31 protein-coding genes and 1 tRNA gene are annotated in these 26,402 nt (G+C 36.0%); 6 read left to right on the top strand and 26 right to left on the bottom strand.

Annotated features, from left to right (window positions below; translation table 11 throughout):
- Positions 1-80: 80 nt before the first annotated feature.
- The gene (locus tag AC3RV6_RS03995; protein ID WP_489748166.1) at positions 81-923 is read right to left on the bottom strand and encodes a DNA-3-methyladenine glycosylase family protein; all 843 of its coding nucleotides are present in this window, start codon (positions 921-923) and stop codon (positions 81-83) included.
- Between the two features lie 132 nt (positions 924-1,055).
- Between AC3RV6_RS03995 and AC3RV6_RS03990 the strand changes: the two genes are divergently transcribed.
- A tRNA-Val gene (locus AC3RV6_RS03990) sits at positions 1,056-1,128 on the top strand.
- A 339-nt stretch (positions 1,129-1,467) separates the two neighbouring features.
- Here the strand turns inward: AC3RV6_RS03990 and AC3RV6_RS03985 are convergent.
- From AC3RV6_RS03985 to AC3RV6_RS03960, 6 genes are all read right to left on the bottom strand, one after another.
- Positions 1,468-2,370 (bottom strand): PfkB family carbohydrate kinase, encoded by a 903-nt coding sequence (locus tag AC3RV6_RS03985; protein WP_489748165.1) that lies wholly within the window; start codon positions 2,368-2,370, stop codon positions 1,468-1,470.
- Positions 2,345-3,730, bottom strand: a complete 1,386-nt coding sequence (locus AC3RV6_RS03980) for a purine-cytosine permease family protein (protein WP_489748164.1) — start codon at positions 3,728-3,730, stop codon at positions 2,345-2,347. Before AC3RV6_RS03980 ends, AC3RV6_RS03985 begins: the two co-directional genes overlap by 26 nt.
- A 1-nt stretch (position 3,731) precedes the next feature.
- Positions 3,732-4,736 carry an ADP-ribosylglycohydrolase family protein gene (locus AC3RV6_RS03975; RefSeq protein WP_489748163.1) on the bottom strand — a complete coding sequence of 335 codons (1,005 nt, stop codon included), beginning with the start codon at positions 4,734-4,736 and terminating at the stop codon, positions 3,732-3,734.
- A gap of 19 nt (positions 4,737-4,755) precedes the next feature.
- The gene (locus AC3RV6_RS03970; protein ID WP_489749183.1) at positions 4,756-5,418 is read right to left on the bottom strand and encodes a GntR family transcriptional regulator; all 663 of its coding nucleotides are present in this window, start codon (positions 5,416-5,418) and stop codon (positions 4,756-4,758) included.
- A 451-nt stretch (positions 5,419-5,869) separates the two neighbouring features.
- Positions 5,870-6,157, bottom strand: a complete 288-nt coding sequence (locus AC3RV6_RS03965) for a hypothetical protein (RefSeq protein ID WP_489748162.1) — start codon at positions 6,155-6,157, stop codon at positions 5,870-5,872.
- A 39-nt stretch (positions 6,158-6,196) separates the two neighbouring features.
- Positions 6,197-7,396, bottom strand: coding sequence for a NupC/NupG family nucleoside CNT transporter (locus tag AC3RV6_RS03960; protein ID WP_489748161.1), 1,200 nt, complete (start codon positions 7,394-7,396; stop codon positions 6,197-6,199).
- Positions 7,397-8,224: 828 nt separating this feature from the next.
- Here AC3RV6_RS03960 and AC3RV6_RS03955 point away from each other — a divergent pair.
- Entirely contained in the window at positions 8,225-9,241 is a 1,017-nt protein-coding gene (locus AC3RV6_RS03955) for an LLM class flavin-dependent oxidoreductase (RefSeq protein ID WP_489748160.1), read from the top strand.
- A gap of 144 nt (positions 9,242-9,385) precedes the next feature.
- Here AC3RV6_RS03955 and AC3RV6_RS03950 read toward each other — a convergent pair whose 3' ends face one another.
- The 6 genes from AC3RV6_RS03950 to AC3RV6_RS03925 form a co-directional block, all read right to left on the bottom strand.
- Positions 9,386-9,823, bottom strand: a complete 438-nt coding sequence (locus AC3RV6_RS03950; RefSeq protein ID WP_489748159.1) for a GNAT family N-acetyltransferase — start codon at positions 9,821-9,823, stop codon at positions 9,386-9,388.
- Between the two features lie 158 nt (positions 9,824-9,981).
- A complete protein-coding gene (locus AC3RV6_RS03945; RefSeq protein WP_489748158.1) occupies positions 9,982-10,728 on the bottom strand; it encodes an N-acetylmuramoyl-L-alanine amidase family protein in 747 nt (248 codons plus the stop codon).
- Positions 10,729-10,954: 226 nt separating this feature from the next.
- On the bottom strand, positions 10,955-12,997 hold the full coding sequence (locus AC3RV6_RS03940) for a TRAP transporter permease (RefSeq protein WP_489748157.1): 2,043 nt from the start codon (positions 12,995-12,997) through the stop codon (positions 10,955-10,957).
- Complete coding sequence (locus AC3RV6_RS03935) at positions 12,984-13,508, bottom strand: DUF1850 domain-containing protein (protein ID WP_489748156.1); 525 nt, start codon at positions 13,506-13,508, stop codon at positions 12,984-12,986. The genes AC3RV6_RS03940 and AC3RV6_RS03935 overlap by 14 nt, the downstream gene beginning before the upstream one ends.
- Before the next feature lie 187 nt (positions 13,509-13,695).
- On the bottom strand, positions 13,696-14,733 hold the full coding sequence (locus AC3RV6_RS03930) for a TAXI family TRAP transporter solute-binding subunit (protein WP_489748155.1): 1,038 nt from the start codon (positions 14,731-14,733) through the stop codon (positions 13,696-13,698).
- 106 nt (positions 14,734-14,839) lie between these two features.
- A complete protein-coding gene (locus AC3RV6_RS03925; RefSeq protein WP_489748154.1) occupies positions 14,840-15,397 on the bottom strand; it encodes a phosphatidylglycerophosphatase A family protein in 558 nt (185 codons plus the stop codon).
- Positions 15,398-15,530: 133 nt separating this feature from the next.
- Here AC3RV6_RS03925 and AC3RV6_RS03920 point away from each other — a divergent pair, with 133 nt between their 5' ends.
- The 3 genes from AC3RV6_RS03920 (at position 15,531) to AC3RV6_RS03910 (ending at position 17,291) form a co-directional block, all read left to right on the top strand.
- On the top strand, positions 15,531-16,250 hold the full coding sequence (locus AC3RV6_RS03920; RefSeq protein ID WP_489748153.1) for an alpha/beta hydrolase: 720 nt from the start codon (positions 15,531-15,533) through the stop codon (positions 16,248-16,250).
- 90 nt (positions 16,251-16,340) lie between these two features.
- Positions 16,341-16,856, top strand: coding sequence for a YjcG family protein (locus AC3RV6_RS03915; RefSeq protein WP_489748152.1), 516 nt, complete (start codon positions 16,341-16,343; stop codon positions 16,854-16,856).
- Between the two features lie 3 nt (positions 16,857-16,859).
- A complete protein-coding gene (locus AC3RV6_RS03910) occupies positions 16,860-17,291 on the top strand; it encodes a GNAT family N-acetyltransferase (RefSeq protein WP_489748151.1) in 432 nt (143 codons plus the stop codon).
- 98 nt (positions 17,292-17,389) lie between these two features.
- Here AC3RV6_RS03910 and AC3RV6_RS03905 read toward each other — a convergent pair whose 3' ends face one another.
- The 7 genes from AC3RV6_RS03905 to AC3RV6_RS03875 all read right to left on the bottom strand — a co-directional run bounded on the left by AC3RV6_RS03905 (position 17,390) and on the right by AC3RV6_RS03875 (position 20,625).
- A complete protein-coding gene (locus AC3RV6_RS03905) occupies positions 17,390-17,698 on the bottom strand; it encodes a hypothetical protein (RefSeq protein ID WP_489748150.1) in 309 nt (102 codons plus the stop codon).
- A 101-nt stretch (positions 17,699-17,799) separates the two neighbouring features.
- The gene (locus AC3RV6_RS03900; RefSeq protein ID WP_489748149.1) at positions 17,800-18,057 is read right to left on the bottom strand and encodes a stage VI sporulation protein F; all 258 of its coding nucleotides are present in this window, start codon (positions 18,055-18,057) and stop codon (positions 17,800-17,802) included.
- An 18-nt stretch (positions 18,058-18,075) separates the two neighbouring features.
- Positions 18,076-18,234, bottom strand: coding sequence for a YjcZ family sporulation protein (locus AC3RV6_RS03895; protein ID WP_489749182.1), 159 nt, complete (start codon positions 18,232-18,234; stop codon positions 18,076-18,078).
- A gap of 194 nt (positions 18,235-18,428) precedes the next feature.
- Positions 18,429-18,791: a stage V sporulation protein AE gene (spoVAE, locus tag AC3RV6_RS03890; RefSeq protein WP_489748148.1), complete on the bottom strand. Its 363-nt coding sequence runs from the start codon at positions 18,789-18,791 to the stop codon at positions 18,429-18,431.
- Between the two features lie 9 nt (positions 18,792-18,800).
- Positions 18,801-19,799: a stage V sporulation protein AD gene (locus AC3RV6_RS03885; protein ID WP_489749181.1), complete on the bottom strand. Its 999-nt coding sequence runs from the start codon at positions 19,797-19,799 to the stop codon at positions 18,801-18,803.
- Positions 19,796-20,254 carry a stage V sporulation protein AC gene (spoVAC, locus tag AC3RV6_RS03880; protein ID WP_489748147.1) on the bottom strand — a complete coding sequence of 153 codons (459 nt, stop codon included), beginning with the start codon at positions 20,252-20,254 and terminating at the stop codon, positions 19,796-19,798. Before spoVAC ends, AC3RV6_RS03885 begins: the two co-directional genes overlap by 4 nt.
- Complete coding sequence (locus AC3RV6_RS03875; protein ID WP_489748146.1) at positions 20,251-20,625, bottom strand: hypothetical protein; 375 nt, start codon at positions 20,623-20,625, stop codon at positions 20,251-20,253. The genes spoVAC and AC3RV6_RS03875 overlap by 4 nt, the downstream gene beginning before the upstream one ends.
- Positions 20,626-20,777: 152 nt before the next feature.
- Here AC3RV6_RS03875 and AC3RV6_RS03870 point away from each other — a divergent pair, with 152 nt between their 5' ends.
- The gene (locus tag AC3RV6_RS03870; protein WP_489748145.1) at positions 20,778-21,314 is read left to right on the top strand and encodes a CotY/CotZ family spore coat protein; all 537 of its coding nucleotides are present in this window, start codon (positions 20,778-20,780) and stop codon (positions 21,312-21,314) included.
- Between the two features lie 110 nt (positions 21,315-21,424).
- Here AC3RV6_RS03870 and AC3RV6_RS03865 read toward each other — a convergent pair whose 3' ends face one another.
- From AC3RV6_RS03865 to AC3RV6_RS03840, 6 genes are all read right to left on the bottom strand, one after another.
- Positions 21,425-21,859: a hypothetical protein gene (locus tag AC3RV6_RS03865; RefSeq protein ID WP_489748144.1), complete on the bottom strand. Its 435-nt coding sequence runs from the start codon at positions 21,857-21,859 to the stop codon at positions 21,425-21,427.
- A gap of 57 nt (positions 21,860-21,916) precedes the next feature.
- A complete protein-coding gene (gene mgtE, locus AC3RV6_RS03860) occupies positions 21,917-23,290 on the bottom strand; it encodes a magnesium transporter (protein ID WP_489748143.1) in 1,374 nt (457 codons plus the stop codon).
- A 197-nt stretch (positions 23,291-23,487) separates the two neighbouring features.
- Complete coding sequence (locus AC3RV6_RS03855; RefSeq protein WP_489749180.1) at positions 23,488-24,405, bottom strand: RluA family pseudouridine synthase; 918 nt, start codon at positions 24,403-24,405, stop codon at positions 23,488-23,490.
- Positions 24,395-25,195 (bottom strand): NAD kinase, encoded by an 801-nt coding sequence (locus AC3RV6_RS03850; protein ID WP_489748142.1) that lies wholly within the window; start codon positions 25,193-25,195, stop codon positions 24,395-24,397. The genes AC3RV6_RS03855 and AC3RV6_RS03850 overlap by 11 nt, the downstream gene beginning before the upstream one ends.
- Positions 25,167-25,868 (bottom strand): GTP diphosphokinase, encoded by a 702-nt coding sequence (yjbM, locus tag AC3RV6_RS03845; protein ID WP_489748141.1) that lies wholly within the window; start codon positions 25,866-25,868, stop codon positions 25,167-25,169. The genes AC3RV6_RS03850 and yjbM overlap by 29 nt, the downstream gene beginning before the upstream one ends.
- A gap of 17 nt (positions 25,869-25,885) precedes the next feature.
- On the bottom strand, positions 25,886-26,275 hold the full coding sequence (locus AC3RV6_RS03840; RefSeq protein ID WP_489748140.1) for a UPF0738 family protein: 390 nt from the start codon (positions 26,273-26,275) through the stop codon (positions 25,886-25,888).
- Positions 26,276-26,402: the final 127 nt, after the last annotated feature.

The raw sequence follows: 26,402 nt of genomic DNA, 5'->3' as shown, positions 1-26,402 counted from the left end.
TGAACAAATTAACAAGGTCGGAGAATGGAATAGAATAGGCTATACATAGATAGGATTTTCTGGCGGAGTTTCTCAAGTACTCATTCAATGCTCCGCCATAAATAAAGCGCAGCATAACTTAAATACGGTGACCAGTCTTTAAAACGAGCATTTATTTCTACTTTCGACGGTTTTCGATTTAGATTCCATAACTTTTTCAATGCATTTTGTAAGCCAATATCCGCGATTGGAAATAAATTGGGTCTTCCAAGACCAGACATCAAGAAACTTTGCGCCGTCCACGGACCAATCCCTCTAAATGAAGTAAGTACCAAAATTACTTCTGTATCATTCATATGACGCAAGCGTTCCAAATTTAATTCTCCGTTTACAATCGCTTTTGAGACATCAATTATATATTCTGCTTTTCGTGTACTAAATTGCATGTCACGAAGAGTGGATACTTCAAGATTCGCAGTAATATCAGGCGTTGGATATTGCAAAACTCCGTCAATAGAACTACCGAATTTCTCAATAATACGCATGGATAAAGTATTTGCGAATGACATATTTAATTGTTGATGAATAATACTTCGGATTAGAGTTCCATAAAGGGAAAAACTCTTAACGAGTGGAAAACCTGCATGATCTATAAAAATCTTCGCCAAATCCGTTCTTGCAAAGTGTGCCCCAATTTCAGCAAGTGATTCATTCATACCGAAAATGGATTGTATTTTCTTAACTTGATCTTCATCAATGGCATTTTCAATTACAAAAGCAGGGCTCTGTGTCGAACCAATACCACGAAGTGTGACTATATTTCCTTCTTCCATTGGTATACATACAAAGCGCTCCTTAATATTTACATAATTTATCGGATCACCTGCAAGTCGCTTTATAGCATTGTCAAAATCATAAATGAACGGTATTGTAAATTCACGCAACGTAGAACCCCTCCTTTTATATTTACAAGTATACGACTTATGAAATTATCTTTAAAAACAGTTGACTTATTTCGGATATTCGATATAATAATAGATGTCCAGTAAATATGGTCTTTAAAAATAATCTATATCGACTCTGTAGCTCAGCTGGGAGAGCGCTACCTCGACAAGGTAGAGGTCGGCGGTTCGAGCCCGTCCAGGGTCATTGGGTGCAAACCCACTTTGAGACCCTATGGAACTAAGGTTTCTTTGCAAAACACCACCTCTTCGGAGGTGGTGTTTTTTGTGATTTTAAGTGCACATATCTTTTATCCACTTAACATATTTACCTAATATTTGACTTGCTGATCTACACGAGCGTGTACTGCATTCTAATTATAGACTTTACACATGCCTAGTTAGATTATTTATCAATCTACTGTGCCTTAGCGTAATTGCGTCCACTACAATCTACTCAGCAATCCAATAAGCATAAAATGAGTCCTACCAAAATCTAAAAAACCCTTTTACGCAAAGCTACAACGTAAAAGAGCATTTACTATATTTATAAACCAACAAATGTTCCACCAGATTGTTGTACCACATTTGCAGAAACTTTATTGCCAAGAAGACAAGCTTCCTCTGTTGATAGTCCGCATGCAAGTCCAGTAATAAAAGCACCTGTATGCGAATCACCAGCACCTATAAAATCGACAACTTTCACTTTTTCAGTTGGGAGATGATTCATTTTGTTTTTATCAATAAAATCACTCCCATCCTTACCCAAAGTTATAACAACGGCTTCTTTTGTTAATGCATGTAGTTTTTCCGCCGCTTTTTCAATTGTATGATCCGGAAATAATGTTAATAACTCACTATCATTACAATGTACAATTGCACCCGAATGCAATATAGTATCCAAAACAAAATCTGATATGAATTCAGTTCTGGGACCAGGATCGAATATTAATTTAGTGTTAGACTCTTTTTTATTTATAATTTGGTCGATAATCACATCCCCGGAAGGGCCTTCCAGTTCGTATCCAGATATATAAATAAAATCGAATTCGGACAGATTTAGATGATTAAACCACTCTTTTTTCCAATTTATTTCTACTCCTGGAATCGTTAAAAACGTTCTTTCTCCAGTATCCTCTACAAATGAAATATTCCAGCCATTGTCTTGGGTAAAGTCTTCTAAATGAATTGGAATCTCTTTTAGCAAAAATTGATTTCGAATAATATCAGCATAAGTTCCCTTTCCAATCGGTACAAATAAAGTGTTATCCAAACCAAAATGACTAATTACCTGTTGAACGTTATATGCACACCCACCTACAATTGTACGTTCGTGGGTTCCCATAACGTCTTCACCTGTATTAGGTAATTTATTGACATGAATAACCATATCAACAACCGCTGATCCTACGACTAAAATCTTTTTAGTTGATTTTAACGTTGTTTCCATTAGAGTCACCGTCTTTCTGGGAAATAAATCTTAATAGTGCATATGCAATAAAACTGAAGAAAAAAGCAAGCAAAAGACCTAAACTATTGTCTACGAATATCCCCTTCGCAAAAGGTCCACTAAAAAAGTCTGTATTTGTAAAAAGAAAACCAATTATTGTTCCAATTCCCCAACTAAGAACACCTGTTATATTCACATTATTTGTACCACCAATTAATAGCAAAGAATGATCATAACCATTCTTTCTATTAAATATAGCATCCGCAACAAATACTGCTGCCCAAGCAGCTAATCCAATTCCTAGCATCCCAAGGAAGAGTTGAAAGTTATACAAGAAGTTTTGCGAAACGAATAAAACATAAAGAGGAATCAAAAACATAATGGAACCGTGAAGACCTAATGAAACTTTATTAGAAACCTTGATATTTAGTGTTTCTAGATTCACTCGAGCTGACTTCAAACTAATAATACATTGTGGTATTAATCCACCAACGGCAGTAACAAAGTAAATTACTGTCAACCAAGATGGTAACGCTTGACCTATAACATCAATTGGATTATCTGATGTTGTAATATTTGGCATAGATGTACTAAGCAAAATTCCGACAAACATTATTATAAATAATGGAATTACAGCACCTAATACAACACTAGAAAATACAGCAGAGTTTTTACTTTTTGGAGATTGATATGAACTATAGTCTGCTCCAGCAATAGACCAACTAATTCCTGTCCCTGCAATAATAATTGAAACTGCAGGTAAAAACCCTGTAAGCCAACTACCATTTGGCATATTCATTAGTTGCTGCCAATCCGTCCCTATAATTAAAATTGTTAAAACTATTAAAGTTAAACCACCAAAAACATATGTAAAGAACATTTGTAGGAGAACCAATTTATTTTGATTTAAAATTCCTGACAATAATATTAAAGAAGCGAAAACAAGTAGACATAAAAGCATGTTAAATCCATTTTGTTTAATTTGAAAAACATTTAACAATGACAGTAAAATTAATGTTCCGGTTACTACATTTACAGCAAGCCATCCTATTAGATTTAACCATCCCAGGAAGTTGGGTATCCAGTTCCCTTTAGTTCCGAAAGCTGCACGAGAAAGCATAAACGTACTTATACCATTATTTTTACCTACGATACTAATATATCCAACAAGTACAAAAGATAGGGCTGCTACCAAAGCGGCCAAAGTGGATTGAAAAAAGCTTAATTGGAAGCTAACTATCATCGCACCATAAACTACACCTAAGATACCAATACTACTTGCAAACCAAATAAAAAATAATTCACTTGGTTTACCAGTCCGTTCTTCCTTTGGCACACAAATAGTTTCTTTTTTCTCCATATCAATTTCCCCCATTTACTTTGTCTCTATAGCATATAATTTGGTCAGCATAATCAATTAAATTCACAGGGTTCGCAACATCAATTTGCTCTATAAACTCTTTTTTAATATTGGACATCCCTTGTTTAGCGCCACATATCGCTGTTGCCATTGCACCAATTGTATCTGTATCTCCGCCAATATTAGCGCATAATAATGCACAGCGTTCTACTGTTTTCGCATAATATGCGATGCTCAGAGCTGCAGGAACCGATTCGCTCGTTAATACACCGCATCCAATGACATGATAGATATTAGAAGCAAATGCTTCTTCATCATCCGAAAAGTTTTCGGCATACATCAAACCCAGCTCTAAGCGAGCACGTAAAGATGCGCTGTATGTTTCAGCTCCGTAAATAATTGCTTCGTCATAAATATTAAGTGCATGCGCAATAATATCATCCCAACTATAATCTGCCGCCGCTGCGCTTACTGCTCCTGCAATCATAGATGCCCCTGCAATTGCAACATCAGAAGCGTGGGTTACTTTACTAACATTCCAAACATAATCGATTAAAGCTTTAGACTTTTCTGGAATAAATAAACATCCGATAGGCGCAATGCGCATGGCCGCACCATTCGTTTCTGCAAGAGCTGTAATAGGAGATGGATCTTCACCATTTTTAATTGCTGTCAAAGCGGCTTTCGAACTAGGTCCTAAAATATTATTTTCAAAAGCATTAATTCGTTCCGCCCAAACTAAAATTGAAGAAGAAATCTTATGATCATCCGGTTTAAATTCATTGTTTATTAATGCATCTAAGATTAATAAAGCCTGTGAAGTATCGTCCGTATACTCTCCTTTGACAAAATTGCATGCCACCTCATTGGATTTTGGCCCATCCAAAAACGTCTCAATCACCCCAAAATATTCCTTAACTTTTCTTCTACTCCACAATTCCGAAGGCATTCCCATTGAATCCCCAATAGCCATTCCATAAAGTGTTCCTAAAATTTTATCTCTCAAAACTCTATCCCCTTTAAATTTAAATTGTTATAACAAAATTGAAATCTGCATTTGGACTGTATATAACATCAACTCTTTCTATTAACATTCCATCAGAATCAAAAACCTCACCTTTAACATTTAAAAGCGGTACAGTACTTTCTAATTCAAAAAAGTTCATAAGCACTGCACTTGCAGAAATAGGGGTTACATTTAATCTTGCATTACTAGGTACCGTATCAAAATCTTTTTTTAAAGTCTCATATAAAGAGTTTACTCCAAAGTCATATTGATTTAACCCAGGAAAATTCGAAAGGGATAATATAGATGTATCTAATGTCAGCCATTGTGTCTTTTCTTGGATTAAAACTCCACGAAGACGAACCAACTTTAAATAAGTTACTTTTTGATCAATAAAGAATTCGTTTTTAATTAATTTAGTAACGGGTTTATAATTCGCTCTTTTAGCATAATCGGAAAAACCACTAAAATTCCAAATACTTTCACGAATGGCACGCAATCTAACATAGGTACCTTTCCCATGAATTCGCTCAATTAATCCATCATTGACCAAAACAGACAAAGCCTTTTGTACCGTTGAACGTGTAACATTATATGTACGAATCAATTCACTTTCCGAAGGAAGTCGATCACCTTCCGAATACTTTCCAGCTTGTATAAGTGATTTAATATCTTCTCCAATTTGTAAATAGATGGGCGTGAAGTTTTTTTTATTAATAGAAAATACAATCCTTTCCTCTGAAGTCTACTCGAGTACACAAGTTAGATTAAAGTCATTGATAACGCTTTCATCAAGAGTACTATCTTAAACTGATTTCGTCAATAAACTTTTATCGAGTTCAAGAAAAGTAAAATTGCACTCTTCATTTATTTTAATACTTACTCATTCAGAATTACATTTTTTTGTGTCTTAGAATTAAATAAAACCTTGAAAGCTCAACGAGAATATTTGTAAAAACTATAATAAAGTGGCTCTTATGAACTTTTGAGGAATCAACTCGTTGCGCCACTTTATTAGGGATAGATACTATCTTAATATATCTTGCACTCATAAAGGACACGGTTTTTCGGTACTTGAAACCCTACTCTTCCGTTCATCATTCGCTTAATTGTTTTTAATCGATTGACATGTCCTAATACGAGGCCGTTGTTCCATAGCACCTGAATGATCTTCTGTCGAATTGAAACTGTTTTTTCTTGGCTTGTCTAGTGTTGCGTCGTTCTACTGCAATGATTGTGTTTAAAATGGAACGTGAGCCAGTATAACCTTCCAAACGACAGGTTTCTTCTACTTGCGATGCCTGCAAAAGGAAAGTTTTTCTTGATGAAAGTAATTTCAAGGACTCTTCTAAGAAGTCTGTAATGGCTAACAGGAATATGAAGCAACTGATATACTTTTCCGCAGTTTGACAATTAGTCAAGAACGATATCTCCCGCCAGCCATTAATGATTCAAATTAATTACCAAACAAATAAGCCTACCATCATTGCTGTTAAGCTAGAAACCAGAATACCACTTAATAGAAGAAGCCATGTATATTTCGCAATAAACTTAGATTTCTTTTCCCCAAATAGTGACTGCATACTCCCTAGGATGATTCCGATTGTTGCAAAGTTACAAAACGAAACGAGGAATGTTGTAGCAACCGCTTGCGTATGCGGATTGAAGCCAGAAAGCAATTTGCTTAAGTTTGTCATTGCAACAAACTCATTTAACACAATCTTCACACCCATTAACTGGCCAACTGTTAGTACTTGCGGAAATTCGACGCCCATTAACAAACTGAGCGGAGAGAAAATAATACCGAAAATATTTTCCAAAGATAGTTGCGTGTTAATTAAGCCTAAGAAACTATTTGCCGCAGTTATAAGCGATACGAAACCAATAAGCATAACAGCAATAATCAATGCCAATTTACCACCTGTTATCATGCTGTTCGAAATCGTATCAAAGAAATTTCCTCTATCTTTTTTTGATGGTTTATAGATAATATCTTCTTCTGTAGACACTGTATATGGATTGAGCAAAGAAGTAATGATGAGTGCTCCAATTGCATTTAACGGGATCGCTGTTAGCACGTACTTCGGTTCTAATAACTGTAAATATCCACCCAGCATACCAGCACTCACACAAGACATACTAATCATCGCGACTGTTAAAAGTCGCTTGTCATTCATTTTGTTCAATTGATCTCTTGTAACCGCTAATGCTTCATTATTCCCCAAAAACATTACTTGAATGGCATAAAAGCTTTCAAAGCGAGGTATTTTTGTAACTTTAGAAAATACGAAGCCGAAACCATTAATGATGAACGGTAAAATACCAAAGTAAGTCAATATGTCAAAAAACGTAACAACAAAGATAATCGGCAGTAATACGTTAATGAAAAACGTAAAAGTCGAACCATCGACAGGTGCGAAATCCCCGAACACAAAATTTATTCCTGACATTGCACTACCTATCAACCAAAGAAAAAAGTCTGAAACGACCGTTATGACCGTACCTCCAACATCTGTAGTTAACATAAACCAAGTTGTAAATAGCTGTAATACAAGCAATATAATTAAAGGCTTATATACAACTTCTTTTTTATTGAATGATAAAAGAAAGGCAATCCCTAATACAACTACAATTCCAATACAATTAATAATAAAATACACTATTTTTTCTCCCTTCCTTTTCCCTTATTTAATTTTTCAGTATAATTCCACAAAATAATAAACGACCCATGTTGTATTGTTCACTTTAATTGAGTGAACAATACTTATTGGGTCGTAATAATTATATATACTCTTTAAAAAATTCATTGTAACAAGGGAAATGGCATCTCAACTAAAATAAAAAACATCGTTAAAATTACTACTTCTTAAAAATTGCCGCGTTCAAATGGCGCTCCCTAAACATCGTAAAAGTCTGCGTTTCGTGCCGGTTAAAGTTTATTAGGCCAAGGCAGCTTTTAAACCACAATAAAAGCTCGTTTCTAGAGACACTCTTTTCATTGTAGTTTTTTACTAATGTCCACCAAATCGCATTAATTATTATACAATGATTTCTTTCCTCTTTCAATTATAGAACTGTTAGTAATTATAAATTTTACTTCAATTTTCAGATTATATATTCGAGTTGGGTGAAGTAGTTTGCACCAAAAATGATAATCCTTATAGTGTTCAGTCTAATATATCAAGAAATTACTGAAAAATTACCTGTTTTTTTCATTAAACGTGTAAATCAAAAAGGTGGTTTTTCTTTCTTATAATTAAAATCTACTTCAACAACAATTAGTTTGATATTTGAATCGGTTGTCTTTGATTGCAACTCTAATTTCGTAAAAATTCACTCAAGTTGATTTCCAAGCTTACTTATAGTAAGTTAAGAAGTATAGTTCTATATGTATTAGATAGTAAATAATTGAATTGCCAACTAATAACTATTTAATAAATAATATCCCTAGTTTTATGAGGCTATTAAACGATGAGGAGTGAATGTAATTGTCTTTAATTAAAATAAAGAAATTTAACGATATTCCGTTATCCGTTCTTGATTTAGCAATGATTAATGAAGGAAGTAATGCAAGTCAATCATTTAAAAACAGTGTAGATCTTGCACAACATGTAGAAAATTGGGGATTCAATCGTTACTGGCTTGCAGAACACCATAATATGTCTGGTGTCGCTAGTTCCGCTACATCCGTTGTAATTGGACATATTGCAGGCGCTACGAAAAGTATTAGAGTCGGCGCTGGTGGAGTTATGTTGCCAAATCACGCACCACTTGTCATAGCTGAACAGTTCGGTACACTTGAAGCTATGTATCCGAACCGAATCGATCTCGGACTTGGACGTGCACCAGGGAGTGACCGGGCTACTGCTCATGCGTTAAGGCGTTCACTACAAAATGGTGGTGAGGATTTCCCTCAATTATTAGAAGAGCTACGGGATTATTTTAAACCGAATCCAACAGGACTCGTTCGGGCATTTCCAGGAGAAGGACAAGAAATACCAGTTTGGCTACTTGGTTCAAGTGGTTTTAGTGCACAACTCGCGGCACAACTTGGTCTGCCATTTTCATTTGCAAGCCATTTTGCACCCGCATATACGATGCAGGCATTACAGCTTTACCATCAAAACTTTAAACCTTCTAAAGACCTTAAAGAACCATATGCAATGTTAGGCATTAATATCGTTGCTGCAGATACTGACGAAAAAGCACAATGGTTAGCCACATCATTGCAACAGCAGTTTCTTAATATCACCAAAGGTGTTTCTACACAATTTAAACCTCCTATTGATGATATAGACGCTGTTTGGTCTGCACATGAAAAAAATTCAGTCGCAAATCTACTAGGTTCACATGCAACTATTATCGGTAGTCCCGAAACTGTCAAACGGAAATTAGAATTCTTTTTAAATGAAACGAGAGCGAATGAGTTCATCATAAGTTCTGGTATTTATAATCATGAAGACCGTCTCCGTTCGTACGAGATTATCGCAGATTTGATGGATTAATATATATAAATTCAACATATAAACCTTTTATGCTAAAAACCGAACATCCCACCTATTTATCTTAGGTAGGATGCTCGGTTTTATTTGTTAAAATTATTCAAGGTTTATCTCGTTTGCATTCAAATTTATTTTATAAAATTAGATTTACACCTCATAAAAGTAAAATAAATTCGTTTCTTTTACAAACCCGATATGATCATATATGGCTTGCGCTGGCGTATTTTCAATATTCGTTTCAAGTAGGACACCTTTCGCCCCTGATTCTTTTGCAAAAGAAAGAACCCCTTTAATTAATTTACTACCAAATCCTTTACCTCTGACCTCTTCTTTCACATAAAGGTCGTTTAACACCCAAATCGACCTCATACTGACAGAGGAAAATGAAGGATAAAGTTGTGCAAAACCAATAGGAATACCTTGATCAAATGCTAGAAAGAGGATTGATTCATCGTTCTTAATTCTTTCTCCGATAAACGCCCTTGCTGCTTTAATATCTGATGCTTTACCATAAAAGATTCTGTATAAATCAAACAGTTCCACTAAAGAATCTAGCTCCTTAATACCAGCTTTTTTAATAACCACTTAAAATCAACTCCCGTTTGATTATGATAACTTCACAATACCATTGTCAGAATAAAAATGCTAGATACTTAGAAAGATTCTATTGTTTAATGAGTTCCTTTACGCTAATGACTTAATCATCAAAAGTCAGCACTCCGAAATAATCCTTTTCAATTCGTTTAATTATTTAAATCTTCATATCTTTTTAATACAGTCGCTAATTGTTCTCGTGTCAAATAATCACCTGGCCGCTCCCCGTTTAATAAGCCCTTCTCGGTTGCCCAAATCCAAGCGTCTTTATGCGATTCACTTACTGGACTGTCCTTAGCCAATTCAGGTTTTATCTCTTCTATTGATTTTAATTTCAACCTGTAATATACAACTAAACCTTCTGCAATTGCCTCCCCATGCGCTATTAAATACTTATCATTACGTAATTTCACAATATCAATTGTCGAATCCATAAAGCCACCTTCTATTAATATAGCTGGCATGATTGTCTCTCTCAATACATGAAAATTCGCTTTTTTAATTCCTCGATTTAGCAAATCCATCGCTTTGACAACTTTAGGATGAATCAACTTAGCTATATCAAGAGACTTTGGATTTGCTTGTGGATGATCAAAAGTAAAAGTCTCGACACCACTATGCTGCCCCCAAACACCCCCTAGTGCGTTATGATGAATCGCTACATATACATCCGCCTTCCAATTATTCGCCCAATCTGTTCTTGTTTTAAGTGGAACATCAGTCTTTCCGGTTGAATCATCTACGCGAAGTATTTGAATATCTTCATACATATTTAGTTTAGCTATAGCTGCACGCGCTACTTTATTACTAAACGACCATTCTCGTTCACCGTCTGGTGTTCGTTTTCCAGGCGTATTAAATCCATGCCCTGCATCAATTACAATTTTTTTCATCATTATTCCCCTCTCATACTCTATATAGATAGATTTAGTTTAGAAGGGTACATGAATTGAACCCAACACCTTATATTATGATTTTTTTCAGGACATCCTTGAGCATTTGTGTCATCCTCAACTTTCTATACTCCGAATTATTAGTAAATATAGTGAATGTCTATAAAAAAAATGAAAGTACAAAAAAAATCCCATCCACTAGCCTAAGTGGATGGGAACTTTAATATTATTATGAAGTTACAGTAACTGACTTATCATTATCATCTCTATGACGCGTCGTATATTGAATAGCAATAAGTACAGCAAATGATGCAATTCCAATAATATCTGTAATTGTTTCTGGGAATATTAATGCAAGTCCAGTGGCTACTGCTAGCAATCGTTCAATCCAATTACATTTTCTATACCAATAACCAATTAATCCGGCCCCTATCGCAACCATCCCTATAAATGCTGTGAAGACAACCCATACAATCTCAGTAACGGAGGCACCCATCATTAACATCGCTGGATTGTAGACGAACATGTAAGGAATAATAAATGCCGCGACCGCAAGTTTTGCTGCGACGAATCCGGTTTTAATTGGATCCCCACCCGATACACCTGATGCAGCAAATGCAGCAAGTGCAACTGGTGGTGTAATATCTGCGACAATTCCGAAGAAGAATACAAATAAATGTGCAGAAAGCGCGACAACAAGTGGAACAGTCGCTTCCGGATTATCAAGCATAAGAAGCGTAATAATCGCAGGAGCTGCAATTGTAGATGTAATAACATAGTTTGCAGTCGTTGGAGAACCCATTCCAAGTACAATCGATGCAAGCATTGTAAAGAATAAAGTCAAGAAAATATTTCCGCCTGAAGCAGTAACTAAACCTGTTGCTAGGCTTAAACCTAATCCTGTTTTCACAACAACTCCGACAATAATACCCGCACACGCAGTCGCAACTGCAACCGCAAGCGCTGTACGCGCACCATCAACAAGCGCATCAATCATATCTTTAAATCCAAGACGTGTTGTCTTATCAAAAGAGCTTACAATTAATGTTAAAACAATACCATAAAGCGCAGCCTGCATCGTCGGAATTCCTATTAAAAGGAATACGATGATACCAAGTATCGGTAATAGAAGATAAATTTTCTTCAGTACCTTTTTCCGATCAGGCATTTGGTCTTCAGTCATACCTTTTAAGCCAACACGTTTCGCTTCGAAATGCGTCATAATCCAAATTCCTGTGAAATAAAGGAGGGCTGGAATGGCAGCAGCTTTCGCAATTTGCCAATAAGTAATCCCACCGATAAATTCAACCATTAAGAAGGCAGCTGCCCCCATAATTGGTGGCATAAGTTGTCCGCCCGTTGAAGCGGCTGCTTCAACGCCACCAGCAAATTCCTTTTTATACCCTAGCTTTTTCATCATTGGAATCGTATATGATCCAGATGTAACTACGTTTGCAACTGAACTTCCAGAAATCGTCCCTTGAAGTGCACTAGAAAAAATTGCAACTTTCGCAGGTCCACCTACTAATTTCCCTGCTAATACAACAGCCAAATCGTTAAAGTAACTACCCACCCCGGTTTTCACAAGGAAAGCACCGAACAGAAGGAAAACAAAGATAAACGTAGCGGATACACTAATCGGCGTACCTAATATACCGTCCGTAGTATAGAACATTAACTGAACTACACTTTTTAAATCTTGACCACGATGGCCTAGGAAACCTGGAAAATGTGGCCCGAAAAATGCATAGAATAAAAATATGCTAGAAATAAGTGCAATTGGCATTCCTACTGCACGTCTTGCCGCCTCTATGGTAAGGACGATTGCAAGTGTACCGACAATAATATCTAAATCTGTAACTCTTCCCAATCTAAATACAAGTTCATTAATATATAATGGCCAGTAAAGACCGACACCAATAGATAGAAGCGCCAGAATAATATCATAAAAAGGTACCTTATCTCGCTTTTCCGTAACTTTTTTGCGTGCTGGAAACAAGATAAATACAAGCGATAGCGCGAAACCTAAGTGAATCGAACGTTGAATATAAGCCGTATATTGACCAAAAATTGCAGTATATAATTGAAACAATGAAAAGGCTAATAGGCCAATGAATACAATTTTCTTCATATTCCCTTTTACTTTTCTAGTATTCGACTCCGGATCATATTTTTCAAGTATCTTTTGCTGCTCTTCTTCAGAAAGCATGGCAAATTCTTCGCCTTGTAAATCAATTTCTTGTTCATCTTTTTGTTCTTTATTTTTCGGCATTTATGTTTACTCCTCTCAGCAACTGATAGTTTGATTGTTTGGTAACGCTTACTTTATAAGACTTTCCTTGTTCCAATTTCTCTTTCAAATTCAGCTCAATTCCTTGATATTGTAAAGCCAATTCTGCATCGATTGTAGCAATAAACATCGTAAATGAATCTATTACTCTGTCATCGTATGAAAGCGTGTACAATCCATCTATAACAGAAAAAGTTTCACCCACTCCAGCAGAGCCTGGTAAACCAATTCCAATATTTTCATAAGTCATTGACATCAAACGTATCTTTTCATCGGGTGTTATTTCATAAGTTTCAAAAACATTAGTGAGGAAAATCGAGTGTACATACCTAATGATAAACTCTGGATCATCTTTTATTTGAATATAATATTCTTTGGGGCTGTCCGTTTTTTGTTCCGTAAATAATAGTACCTGTTTAAAAGGTATAAGTAAAATAAACAGAATAAGTGCAATACTTAGGAGCATGAGCGGTACTACTTTACGTTTACTCAACCGCTTCACCCTTTCTTTCTTTCAAATAAGTTGCGATGGGTTATAACTGGATCCAAATCTGGGTAACTATTATGATATTTGAACATAAAAAAGTAGTTTTTAGATCTTTAATTATAATAGGACGGCTGAAGCATCATGCCTCACCGCCCTATTATAATTACTTATTTAGCTATTTTCTAAATGAAAATTATTTATTTACTTCATCAAAGTATCTTTGTGCACCTGGGTGAACTGCAATACCAATACCATCAAGGCCGTTTTCAGCTTTGATAAATTTACCTTTGTCGTGTTGAAGTGATGATGCATTGTCATAAATTGCTTTTGTAATTTCATAAGCAAGATCATCTGATACATCATTTGTAATAACAAGCATTGCACCTACAGACACAGCATTTGTATCTGCTTCAGAACCATAAGTACCTGCTGGAATTACTTCTTTTGCGTAGTACTGATATTTAGCAATCAGTTCATCAGCTTTAGCCTCTTCGATTGGAACGATAAATACGTTCTTAACTGCATTTAATCCTTCAACAGCTCCTGTTGGAGTACCTGCTGTAATAAATGCTGCATCAATTTGTCCTGATTGCAAACCTTCAGTAGACTCACCAAAATCAAGGTTTTGCGCCTTAATATCATCCATAGTTAGACCATGAATTTCAAGTAGTTGCTCTGCGTTCGCATACGTACCTGAACCTGGTGCACCAACTGAAACGCTTTTTCCTTTTAAATCTTCGAAAGATTCAATACCATTCTCTTTAAGTGTAACTAGTTGTACAGTCTCAGGGTAAAGTGAACCAATTGCCGATACACCGTCAATTACTTCTCCTTCAAACATGAACTCACCCTTAGAAGCATAATAAGCAATGTCCGTTTGAACAAATGCGATTTCAGCTTCTCCGTCTTTAAGTGCAGTCATATTAGCAGCTGATGCTTGTGAAACCTCAGCTGTTGTTTTAACGCCTGTATCTTCAGAAATAAAGTTAGCAAGAGGTCCACCTAACGCGTAGTATGTCCCTTGCGTTCCGCCTGTTAAAATACTTAAGTAATCGTATTCTTTAGCTTCTTCTTCTTCTTCTGCTTCTTCTGGTGAAGCCTCTTCAACAGAATCCGTGGAACCGCTTTCTTTTTCAGGTTCTTTATCTGCTTCCTTCGAACCGCAAGCTGACAATACTAGTAAAGCCATCAAAGTCATAAATGCTAATAAACGTAATGCTTTTTTACTCATTTACAATTTCCTCCCCAATTTTGAATAATTATCCAACAATTTAATAGTAACATATCTTTAAGAGGCTTTGTCAAACTATTTTACCACACTATCGTTTCATATAAATTCAAAGATCCCTTTCTTCTGGGTTAAAATAACCCGAACCTTCGCTTGCCTCTTCAATATCTCTCGTTCTGTGCGCGATTCTAGATGCTGCGGATGCTGCAATACTTGCGACCAGATCATCAAGGAAAGTATGCACTTTTCCACCTTTCACTGTATCTAGCTCGTTAATAATACCCACTTTATTTTTATCAAGATGGCCAAATGTCGTTACCGCAATAGAACCATAAGTAAATACAGCACCAAGCGCAATTGTTTCATCTACACCAAATAACCCTTCATCCGATTGAATAATTTGTAGTAACGGCTCAGATAATTTCCCTTGCTCTGCAAGTTCATCCAATTCGATACCTACAAGAATTGCATGTTGAAGTTCTCGCTTACGAAGTACACCTTCAACAGACTCAAGGCAAAGTTCCATTTTTAAATTTGGATTGTATGGCAATTGTAACTTATACACAATTTCAGCTACATCTTTAAGCGTAACGCCCCGTCTTAACAATGCATCCTTCGTTGCTTTAGCTACAACTTTGGAATGTACAATATTTTTTCTATTATCCATTTCTAATCAACCCCTTATAATTTTTCTTCCAAATTAAATGAAACAATTATACCCAAAAATAACACGTATGTTACACTTTTAAATATAATTAACACAAAAAATCATTATTTAATTGCATAGGAGGAAACACTTAATGAAACAAGGAAAGATTGAAGAGTTTATAATTCATAGTAAAGAACTTGGGGAAGATATGCAAGTGCTCGTACACTTACCACATAACTACACTCCACTTTACAAATACGCTGTACTTATCGCTTCAGATGGCAAAGATTACATACAATACGGTCGCGTTGGTCGCGTCATCGACGAACTCATCGATGAAGGTGAAATTGATGATGTTATTTTTTTCGGAATTCCTTATAAAACAGTGAATGAAAGAAGACGTATGTATCACCCGGATGGCGATAGAAGGGAAGCTTACACACGTTTTCTTGCACATGAATTAGTTCCTTATATCGATCAAAACTATCCAACTTATCAAGTAGGTTCTGGAAGAGGATTAATGGGTGATTCCCTAGCTGCTACAATCTCTCTTTTAACAGCATCAAAATATCCGAGTATTTTTGGAAAAGTCATCTTACATTCACCACTTGTCAATGAAGATGTTTTAGCTGCAGTTGACTCAGTGAAAGATACTGCAGCAATTACGATATACCACGTCATAGGCAAGGATGAAACAGAAGTCCAGACACTTGAAGACGGTATACAAAACTTTTTAATTCCAAATCGCGACCTGAACAACTTAATTGAAACGAAAGGGTTTGAGTACTTTTACGACGAGTTTAATGGCGATCATACGTGGAAACATTGGAAACCAGATATTCGACGTGCGCTTTTGAAAACTTATAGTTAAATATAGTTATATGACATCCCTAGAGAATCTCTGTTATAATTAAGAAGATTACTTCAATATACAATTCAATCTTAAAAGGAGGTTTTTATTATGAAATATGGCATTGTTGCATTTCCGTCAAAAGAACTTCAAGACATAGCTAATGGATATCGTAAAAGATATGACCCGCATTACGCTCTTATTACTCCACACCTAACAATTAAAGGACTTTTTGATGCGGATGATAAGGAAATTGAAGATGTGGCAAAATCAATATTAGAGGTTACAAAAAATCACGGTCCTTTTGAATTAAAAGTATCTAAAGTTAGCACATTTGCACCTATTACAAATACAATTTACTTCAAAGCCGATGAAAATGATGAACTTCTTAGACTTCATAAAGATTTAAATTATGACTTTTTCGGTAATGAACCTGTGTATCAATTCGTTCCCCACATTACGATTGCACAAAACTTAACTTCAAGCGAGCACGACGATATAATTGGCCAACTCAAAATGGTTGGTGTAAACCATAGTGAAATAGTAGATCGTCTACATCTCCTTTATCAGCTTGAAGATGGGTCATGGACTGTTTATGAAACATTCCGTCTTGAAGGTAATAAATAAAAATTGTTCAACATTACAATTGCCAAGATAGAAAAGGAACGCGAAGATGCATTTTCTGTTAGAAGAAAAGTATTTGTCGAAGAGCAAGGTGTACCACTTAGCCTTGAATTGGATGAGCTTGATAAAACAGCCGACCACTTCGTCATCTACTCTGCAGAAGACCCAATTGGGGCAGGCAGAATACGTGAATCTTCTACTGGCATTGGTAAAGTAGAACGTGTCTGTATACTACCTGAGTATCGTGGGAAACACTTGGGTAATCTAATTATGAACACACTCGAAAAGCACGCTACTGGTAAAGGCTTTGAGAAGATAGTTTTAAACGCACAGTCCTATGCCGTCCCTTTCTATGAAAAGTTAGGCTTTGTCATCACATCTCCAGAGTTTATGGATGCTGATATTCCGCACCGAGCAATGGTGAAACAATTGGATTAACGATTAAAATGAGTTGCATTTAATATCTCCAAAGTTTTCGCAATATAAAAAGGAAGTAAGCGCAAAGTCTTAAATGCGCCACTTCCTTTTTTTTTTACTTATATATAGGTATTGATGTTGATACCTTTCCCTACAATCCTTGAAATTGCAGGCGATAAATTAGCTGGATTTGGATAGATAGAACCAAATTTGTATAGAGATGAGTTAGATGGCGATGTCTTTTCATCATCTTTTTCTTCCTTTTCCTGTTCACGATCAGCTAGAGACTCTTCATACTCTTCAAGAAAGTCTGATTTTAGTTTAACTAATTGCACCCTTTCAATTTTCGCAAAATTATACGGTTCCATATTCAACCGATTTGCATATTGTCCAGATTGGATAGGATTGATTGGTAAAATATAACCCATTCTACTCACCTCCGTAACATTATTTTTATAGTAAACACTCTTGCCTTTACTATATCCATAAACTAACGAAGTTAAACCTATTAATAAAACTAATTTTCATATTATCCTTTTCTATTAATTAATTTTTCTATTTCTGCAAAATTAACTGCTTTACCATCTTTAACAATCGACTGAACAAGATCATCTTCCATATGCTGTGGTACATTTTTGTTAGCTAGATTACCAACATTTTTAATAATCTGTCTGACTTGTCGCTCATCACTGAAATCCGCAAATTGAATGGCATTTGCTAATGCAAATACTTCTTCCATCGGAACGCCAGTTTTTGATTCGATTTTCTTGAAAAATGAATCGTTCATTCGCTAAACCCCTCTCTTTTATACGAAACAACTTCCGACGATAATTAACAAGATGAAGAGAACAACGATTAGTACAAAAGTAGATCCACCATATGATCCGCCTCTTCTATTCTCACACCCATACGCCGGTCCACGTCCTGGTCCGTAACCTGGTCCTGGTCCGTATCCTGGCCCCATTCCTATTCCGCAAGGATTATACATAAAAAATCCCTCCTCTCTTTCTACATATAGTATGCAGAGGTTTCTGAAAGGAGGGGGCTAATGTACATCTTTTTTATTAAATACACTTCTAAGTAAGTAAAACTATTTTTTATAGGCATCAATTTTATTTATACAATTCTATTTAAGTCATGAATTTCGGCTGAAGAAAATTAAATTTTCCCTTTTGGTTTAAATATAAATGCAGCAATAAAACCAAATAAAATTGCTGAACTTATCCCTGAACTTGTTACTTCAAACATCCCTGTTACTACGCCAATTAAACCATGCTTCTCTGCCTCAGCCATGGCACCGTGTGTAAGTGAATTGCCAAATGACGTTATTGGAATCGTAGCACCAGCACCAGCGAAATCAATTAGCGGTTCATAAATACCTAATCCATCCATAATTGAACCAGCAACAACCATTATACATAGCGTATGCGCTGGCGTTAATTTCGCAACATCAAATAATAATTGACCTATTACACAAATAAGACCACCGACGATAAACGCCGTTATAAAAATAGATACCATCTAACTCACTCATTTCATCGTTAATTCAACTGCATGTGCAATACACGGAATCGTATTTCCTTGTTGATAAGATAAAGGTGATAATAAAGCTCCTGTCGCAATAAGAAGTACCCTCTTATACTCTCCACTCATCATCTTAGAATAAACCTCACTAAAATACGTTGCTGCCGAACAACCTGAACCACTTGCACCTGCTTGAAATAGTGGATCACCTCCGTAAAATTCTTCACCTGCATCACGGAAATTTTCTCCTGCTATAATCCCATCTCTTTCAAGTAGTTTCTTAAATAATATAAATCCAACTTTCGCAAGATCCCCAGTCATAATGACATCATAATCAGACACTTTCGTTCCATGCCCTTCTAAATGTCTTTGTAATGTGTCCGCCGCAGCTGGTGCCATTGCAGCCCCCATATTCAAAGGGTCAATCATGCCGAGATCAACAGCACGCCCAATTGTTCCACATACAATTGCCGGAACCCCTTTCTTATTAGGAGTCACTACACAAATACCTGCAGCAGTAGCAGTCCATTGTGAAGTTGCTGGCTTCTGTGCACCGTATTCTATTGGATAGCGAAACTGTCGCTCAATTGCATTATGCTGACTTCCTGAACCTGCCACGGAACAAGTTGACATACCCGCTTCTGTTAATAAAGCGGCAGTTAGAAGAGATGATACCGAAGTTGCACAAGCGGCAAATAAACCGATATATGGAATTCCAAGCGATGTAGCTGAAAAGCTAGATGGCGTCATCTGGTTAACTAAATCACCCATAATTAAGTAATCCGCATCGCTCGGAGTGGAATCTACTTTACTCAAAGCAATCATACAAGCATCTTCCATCATTTTTGCATGTCCTTTTTCATTCGTTGGAAGTCCACATCGTTCATCGTCATAAATCTTATCGAACAAAGCGGCAAAAGGACTACTTTTTTCAAGTGGTCCAGCTGTTACGCCTGTTGCAGCAATAGAAGGTAGTGATGCGAAAGTTAATAAACCTCTTTTCACCAAGAAACAACCCCTAACTTCACCAGAATTGTTTTAATAAGTGCAACAACGAAAGCTGAAAAAACACCGAATAATATGACAGATCCTGCAAGTTTGAACATATTTCCACCAACGCCTAGGACATATCCTTCACTTTTATGTTCAATCGCAGCTGATATCACTGCATTTCCAAATCCTGTGATAGGTATTGCAGAACCAGCCCCGCCGAACTGACCTATTTTTTTATACTGACCAAAACCTGTTAAGAGCATTGCAATGAAAATCATGGTCGCAACTGTTGGGTTACTAGAAGTCCGTTCTGTAAAGTCAAAATAAGTCATATAGAAGACAGAGATTGCCTGACCGATGAAACAAATCGTTCCACCAGTTATAAACGCTTTAATGACATTTTTCAGCAAAGGTGTTTTAGGTGATATTTCTTTTTCTAGCGCCGCATACTCTTTTTCATCAATCATGTTTCTGCCTCCACAAGTAATAATAACTGCTTTATTTTCTTACTTAGTTCTTTTCCATCTTTTATCTTTGATATTTTTCTTGTTTCCATGACAATCTTACTGTCAGCAGATACCATTATATTCGCGTTTGGATATTCTTTTTCCAATTCCTTTTTTAATTCTTTTTCTATTTTCGCTTTATGAAATCTTGAAAATGTTCCTACTGTTATACCTGAGAGTAGGTCATTATTATGAAATATGACAAATGCACTTCGGAGACGTTCATCATTCGCTAACACTTTTTCCACTTTTTCGATATTTTCATTTGTATTGTTTTGAATTTGAATACCATTTACATTTCCTATACAACCAGTTAATAAAAGTATTAGCATTATATATAATCCCGATTTCTTAATAATGAACTCCTCCTTTTTAAATTAGTATGGGAGACTTACTGATCTTTTAATCAAATCTAGTTAAGCGCCCTGTTTCATTGTTTAAAGCCGCATAAGTTATAGAGAATTGAGAATAGGAGGTGGAATTAATGGGATGTGGAAAAGAAGTTGAAGTTGAGGGCGTACACCGCCACGATGGTTGTGTTTGTGAAGCACTCCGCTTTATTAAACGGTTACAAGATATACAAACAGATGATGACTGTTTAGAATGTAATACAGATTGTTTCATGAGGCCATTAGGTAGTCTAAATTGTCCAACACAAAGCCCAATCAACACGCGTGTATTTTCGCTTTTAACAAAAACAGGTGACCAATTTAAATCGAGTTTCCAACCAATTAGCACTGGTACAAATCCAGCAGTAACGAATTGCTACTCTGTCTTCTTTAGAGTACAAAATATTTTCAACGATTGCTGTGCAACGCTTCAAGTACTTGCACCATTTAAAGATGCAGGATTTAAACACCCTGTGAAAGTTATTACTGATTGCGGTAAATTAAATCTTAATGCACTATGTGAAGCAAAATATTTCAAAGCTACAAACACATGTATCACAGTGGATTTAAGCTGTTTCTGTGGCGTACAATGTCTAGATGATATATTTGTCGACTTCTGTAAAATAAACTAATTATATCTCCTGCAATGCCCAAACTGCTTAACCAGATTACAAAGGTTAAGCAGTTTTTTATATAGAAAAAAGACAGGACATATACTTAGTCCTGTCTTTGTTTAATGAAGTTAAATTTCAGCAAATGGTTTCCCACGCCAGCTAATTTCTTCAATCTTGCTAATTTCCAAAGCGACCACCTTATTGTGCTCCCCATGAAGTTCTATGAAGACGATTTCGTTATCACTCTTATCGATTGATCCTATTACACTTGAATTTCCAGTATCAAATTGCAATGGACGATACATTTCTTTTTGCAAAGCACCTTCGAGATAGTTAATTCTTCTACGAACAGATGGATTATCCACTATTTCAGGTTCGTACCTAATTACTTCCACATTCAACTCAGTAACTTCTAACTGACCTAAATTAGGACTTTCATCAACTTCCTCTGCCATAGAAAAAACAGAAGTACTTTCCTCATCTGAAATCGGTATATCTACTCTTATAAATACAGGTGGTCCATGTACGAATAATAACGGCTCATTATTTAAAATGATATGCACATCCTTTTTTTGTAGTGTATGCGCCTACCTAATTCAGTGTTCACCGTTTTTTACTAATTAAAGACCACTAATAAATGTCGTTGCCAACCCTAGATAAATGAGCGTACTTAGCAAATCATTTAAAGTTGTTATAAAAGGTCCCGAAGCAACTGCAGGGTCAACACCCAATTTATGCATAAATAAAGGAATAAACGAGCCTGATATTGTTGCTACAAAAATCGATACAAATATTGCCGCTCCAACAAGAAGACCTAAAAGAAATTCTTGCTTCCAAACATAAATAAGTCCAACAACGAACACAGCACAAATAATTCCTGTTATAAGTCCAGTACCTGCTTCTCTCATCAATAGTTTGACTTTACTTTCATCCTCAATATCACGTGTTGCGATTCCGCGTACAGCAACGGCTAGAGCTTGCGTTCCGCTATTACCAGCAGTTCCTGCAATTAATGGAATAAATGCTGCAAGTAGTGCAACTTTTTCAATTGTAGCTTCAAATGCTCCGATTAAGTTTGCCGTTAACATACCAAGAACTAATAATATAAGTAACCAAGGAAGCCTTTTTTTAGCCGCAGACAATGAGTTTTTATCAAATGTACTCATATCTGAGACACCTGCAAATTTAGAATAGTCATCAGAAGCTTCCTCTTCTATAACATCTAAAATATCATCGACAGTAATAATTCCAAGCATATGTTGTTGGAAATCAACAACAGGTACAGCCAGGAAATTATAATCCTTAATTGTTCGTGCAACATCTTCCTGATCATCACTTACTAAAACACTTACAACTCGATCATTTGTAATTGTGCTAATTAGCGTATCTTCTTCGGCGATAATTAGGTCTCGAAGCGAAACAACACCCTTCAATCTCTCGTCATCATCTACTACAAAAACATAATAGATTGTCTCTGCCTTAGGTGCAGCATTACGCAGAATTGTCATAGCAGAGCGTACTGTGGAGTTTTCTGGTATAACAACGTATTCTGTCGTCATGATTGATCCGGCAGTATATTCTTCATAATGAAGAAGTGCTTTAATTTCAATAGCTGCTTCCTGATTCATAAGCGTTAAATAACTAACGACTTGCGCTTTGTCTAGTTCATTCAGGACATCTACCGCGTTATCAACAAACATATAAGAAAACATGTCCGCCGCATACATCGAGTCCATCTCCTGAAGGAACTTTTTGTAATCTTCATCGTCAATTTCACTTAGTTCAAAGATTTCAGCGAGCTCTTTTGGTGATAAGTAATTATAAATGAGTTTTCTTAGTTTAGAACCAATTTTTTTGTAGAATGTTGCTCTGTCATAAGGATGCAACATAAAGTATTCTGTTCTAAATGTATTAATATCGTTATTTGTCAGTGTTTCTAATAATCTTTCTTCATCAAAGACTATTTCTTCTTTATTTTCTTGTTCTACATTCATTACAAAACATCCTTTCCTTTTACGCCTTCTTCAAGGATTAATATGAATTACTTTAAGCCTTGAAGCTGAAGTCTAATGACGTGCAGGACTCAACTAATTCAGACAGTACAACCCATTTTCCGTACTGGGTTTACAAAATATTTCAAAAATGTACATAAAAAAACGATTTATTCCCCAGGAAATTATGTTTACTGCATCTATATAAGTATATTCTCCATATCAATCGGAAGTTTACTCGTAAATACAACTATTTCCTCCGTGATTGGATGCTTAAACTCGAGGAGCGTGCAGTGAAGTGCTTGACGTTTTATCAGTTCTCGACTTCCCGCGTATAAATCATCTCCTGCAAGGGGAAATCCAGCCCATTTCATATGAACACGAATTTGATGTGTTCTACCTGTATGGAGTACAAGCTTAATTTTTGTCAATTGATGACCTGAATGCACAAATCTTCCCGTAACGAATACATCAGTCAATGCTTTTTGACCATCTTCACGTACAATTCTTTCAATAATACTATCTTCTTTTCGCCCTATGGGTTCATTAATTGTAAAACAATCTTTCGTAATATGCCCTTCCACAACTGCCTCATACTGTCTATTAAACTGAGCATTCATCATCTGCTTTCCAAGAAGATGATGAATATGACGGTTTTTAGCTATACAAAGAAGGCCTGATGTATCATGATCTAGCCGTGTAACAATATGTACTGTTGCAGAAATTCGTTCGCGAATAAATTTTCCTGCTACAAAGTTTGCTACTGTGCCTGATGGATGATTACGCGATGGTATTGTGCTTTGTGCCGCACTTTTATTTAGAATTAAAATGGCTTCATCTTCATAAACTATATCAAGTACGCCTATCTCTGGTTTAAGTCCTGGACTTAGTTCCTCACGCGGAAAAATTACATCTACTTTATCTTCCCTACTTAAAATATAACGTACATTTTGCTCATTACCATTTACTACTAGCTTGCCACCGCCATATTTAATGGCTGCTAATGTCCTGCTGGATATTTCCTTTTGGGTTAAAAAGTCACGCAAAGATAACCTATCCTCATGAACTTCATAAGATAGACGGAATCTATTATCTACTTCGTTCATTTCAATTATCATTGGCAATAAATGAATCTCTAACACGTTGCCAAAATGGGAATGGACGGAAACGTGCAAATCGAATTTTTTCATCAGAAACTTCATATTCAATTGACTTCACATTTTTATGCAGAAAGTGATGATGATCAACTGTTACCATGAAGTCTTTTGCCATAACAGGTTTCAATATACATTTATGATGAGCTGGTAAGACTAGCGGTGAGCCAACTGTTCTAAATACCCGGTTATTAATAGAAGCCATTTCAGTGAGCTGCATAGTTGCAAGTGACGGATGCATGATTGCACCACCTAATGACTTACTATATGCAGTTGATCCTGATGGCGTAGACATGCATAAGCCGTCCCCACGGAATCGCTCAAAATGATGTCCGTTTAGTTCAACATCCATAACAAGTGTAACATCAGGAGATTTCACGGACGATTCATTTAAAGCTAAGTAGCGCGAACTTTCTTTACCACTCATATGATTAATTGTTACATCAAGTAGCGGATAATCAATCACTTTGAAATCTTGTCGAGAAATCATAATGACTAGCTTTTCAATTTCAGATGGTTTCCAGTCAGCATAAAAACCTAGATGCCCCGTATGAATCCCTACGAATGCAGTTTCTTTCAACCGATGTCGATGCTTATGAAAAGCATGGAGTAAAGTTCCGTCACCACCTATTGAAAGGACAATATTAGGCTGTTCATCATCATAGATTAATCCAAAATCCGTTAAATACTGTTTAGCCTCATCCTTAAGTTGGTTTGAAATATCATCATTTCTCGTCTGTATCGAAAACTTCAATTTTTTGTCCTCCTTTCCTTCTTTCCTCATCGTATCTTCCTGTAGCAGTCTGTTTATACGCACTAAAATATTGCTGTGCATCTTGGATTTCATCTCTAATTAAAGACATTTCTTCATCTAAGCGAAATGCAGCTTCTGCGGCAAGTTCCAAACGGTGATTAATTTCATCCGGAAGCTCCCCTTCGTATTTATAATTCAACGAATGTTCAATTGAAGCCCAAAAATTCATTGCGAGCGTTCTAATTTGAATTTCAGCTAATATCTTTTTCTCGCCGTGAATTGTTTGAACAGGATATTTAATAATCATATGATATGAACGATAGCCACTTGCCTTTTTATTCGATATATAATCTCGTTCTTCAATCACTTCGATGTCATTACGTTCTCTTAATATTTGAGCTACCGCATTAATATCATCAACGAACTGGCACATGATTCTTAGTCCAGCAATATCAGGTATTTCAGCGGCTAACTCTTCAGATGTTTCAAACGGGATTCCTTTTTCAAGTGTCTTGTCATAAATGCTAGCAAGTGGCTTTACCCTACCAGTTACAAATTCAACAGGCATATGTATATCCTCTAACTTATATTGTGAGCGAATCCCTTTAAGCTTCACTTTCAATTCATCTACCGCTTGCTTATAGGGTTGTATAAACTGGTTCCACTTCAGCATTTGCATCCCTCCTGGTATTACTCGATACTTTGAAGTTTCTTGGCGAATGCTTGCTCGACAGCCGTAGAGAATCTTACACCATAATTCTCATTTCCTTCGATATTAAATATTAGCATCATAAGTTCTTCTTTAAAATTTGTTAGCTTTATCGACTGTTCTCCAACCATTAATATTGGATCATCTGACGCATCCAATACTTCAACCATAAGTGGCCAAACCGCTTGCGTAAAATGGATTTGTCCATAACCTTCTTCTTCATCTAAAAGATAAACAAATGTAAGTTTTTCTGAATCAGTTATCATTTTCCCAGCTGGTAATCCTACAGAATTTTCAGGTTTATTAGCAATTAAGAAGCGTATTTCTGCTCCTTCTTGAACACCATTTTCAACGATGATTTGTGTAAGCATAATAACAACATCCTTTCATGTTTTACTACGTTCATTCTATCATATGAAGCGGCGTCTTGCAGTTCATAAATGCCTTCTCCTTCAATTCTTGGTATACTTATACTATAGTTACAATTAATAATGACTT

This window comes from Sporosarcina sp. So3-204, from assembly GCF_058068165.1.
This window is presented reverse-complemented; position numbering and strand designations above follow the sequence as displayed.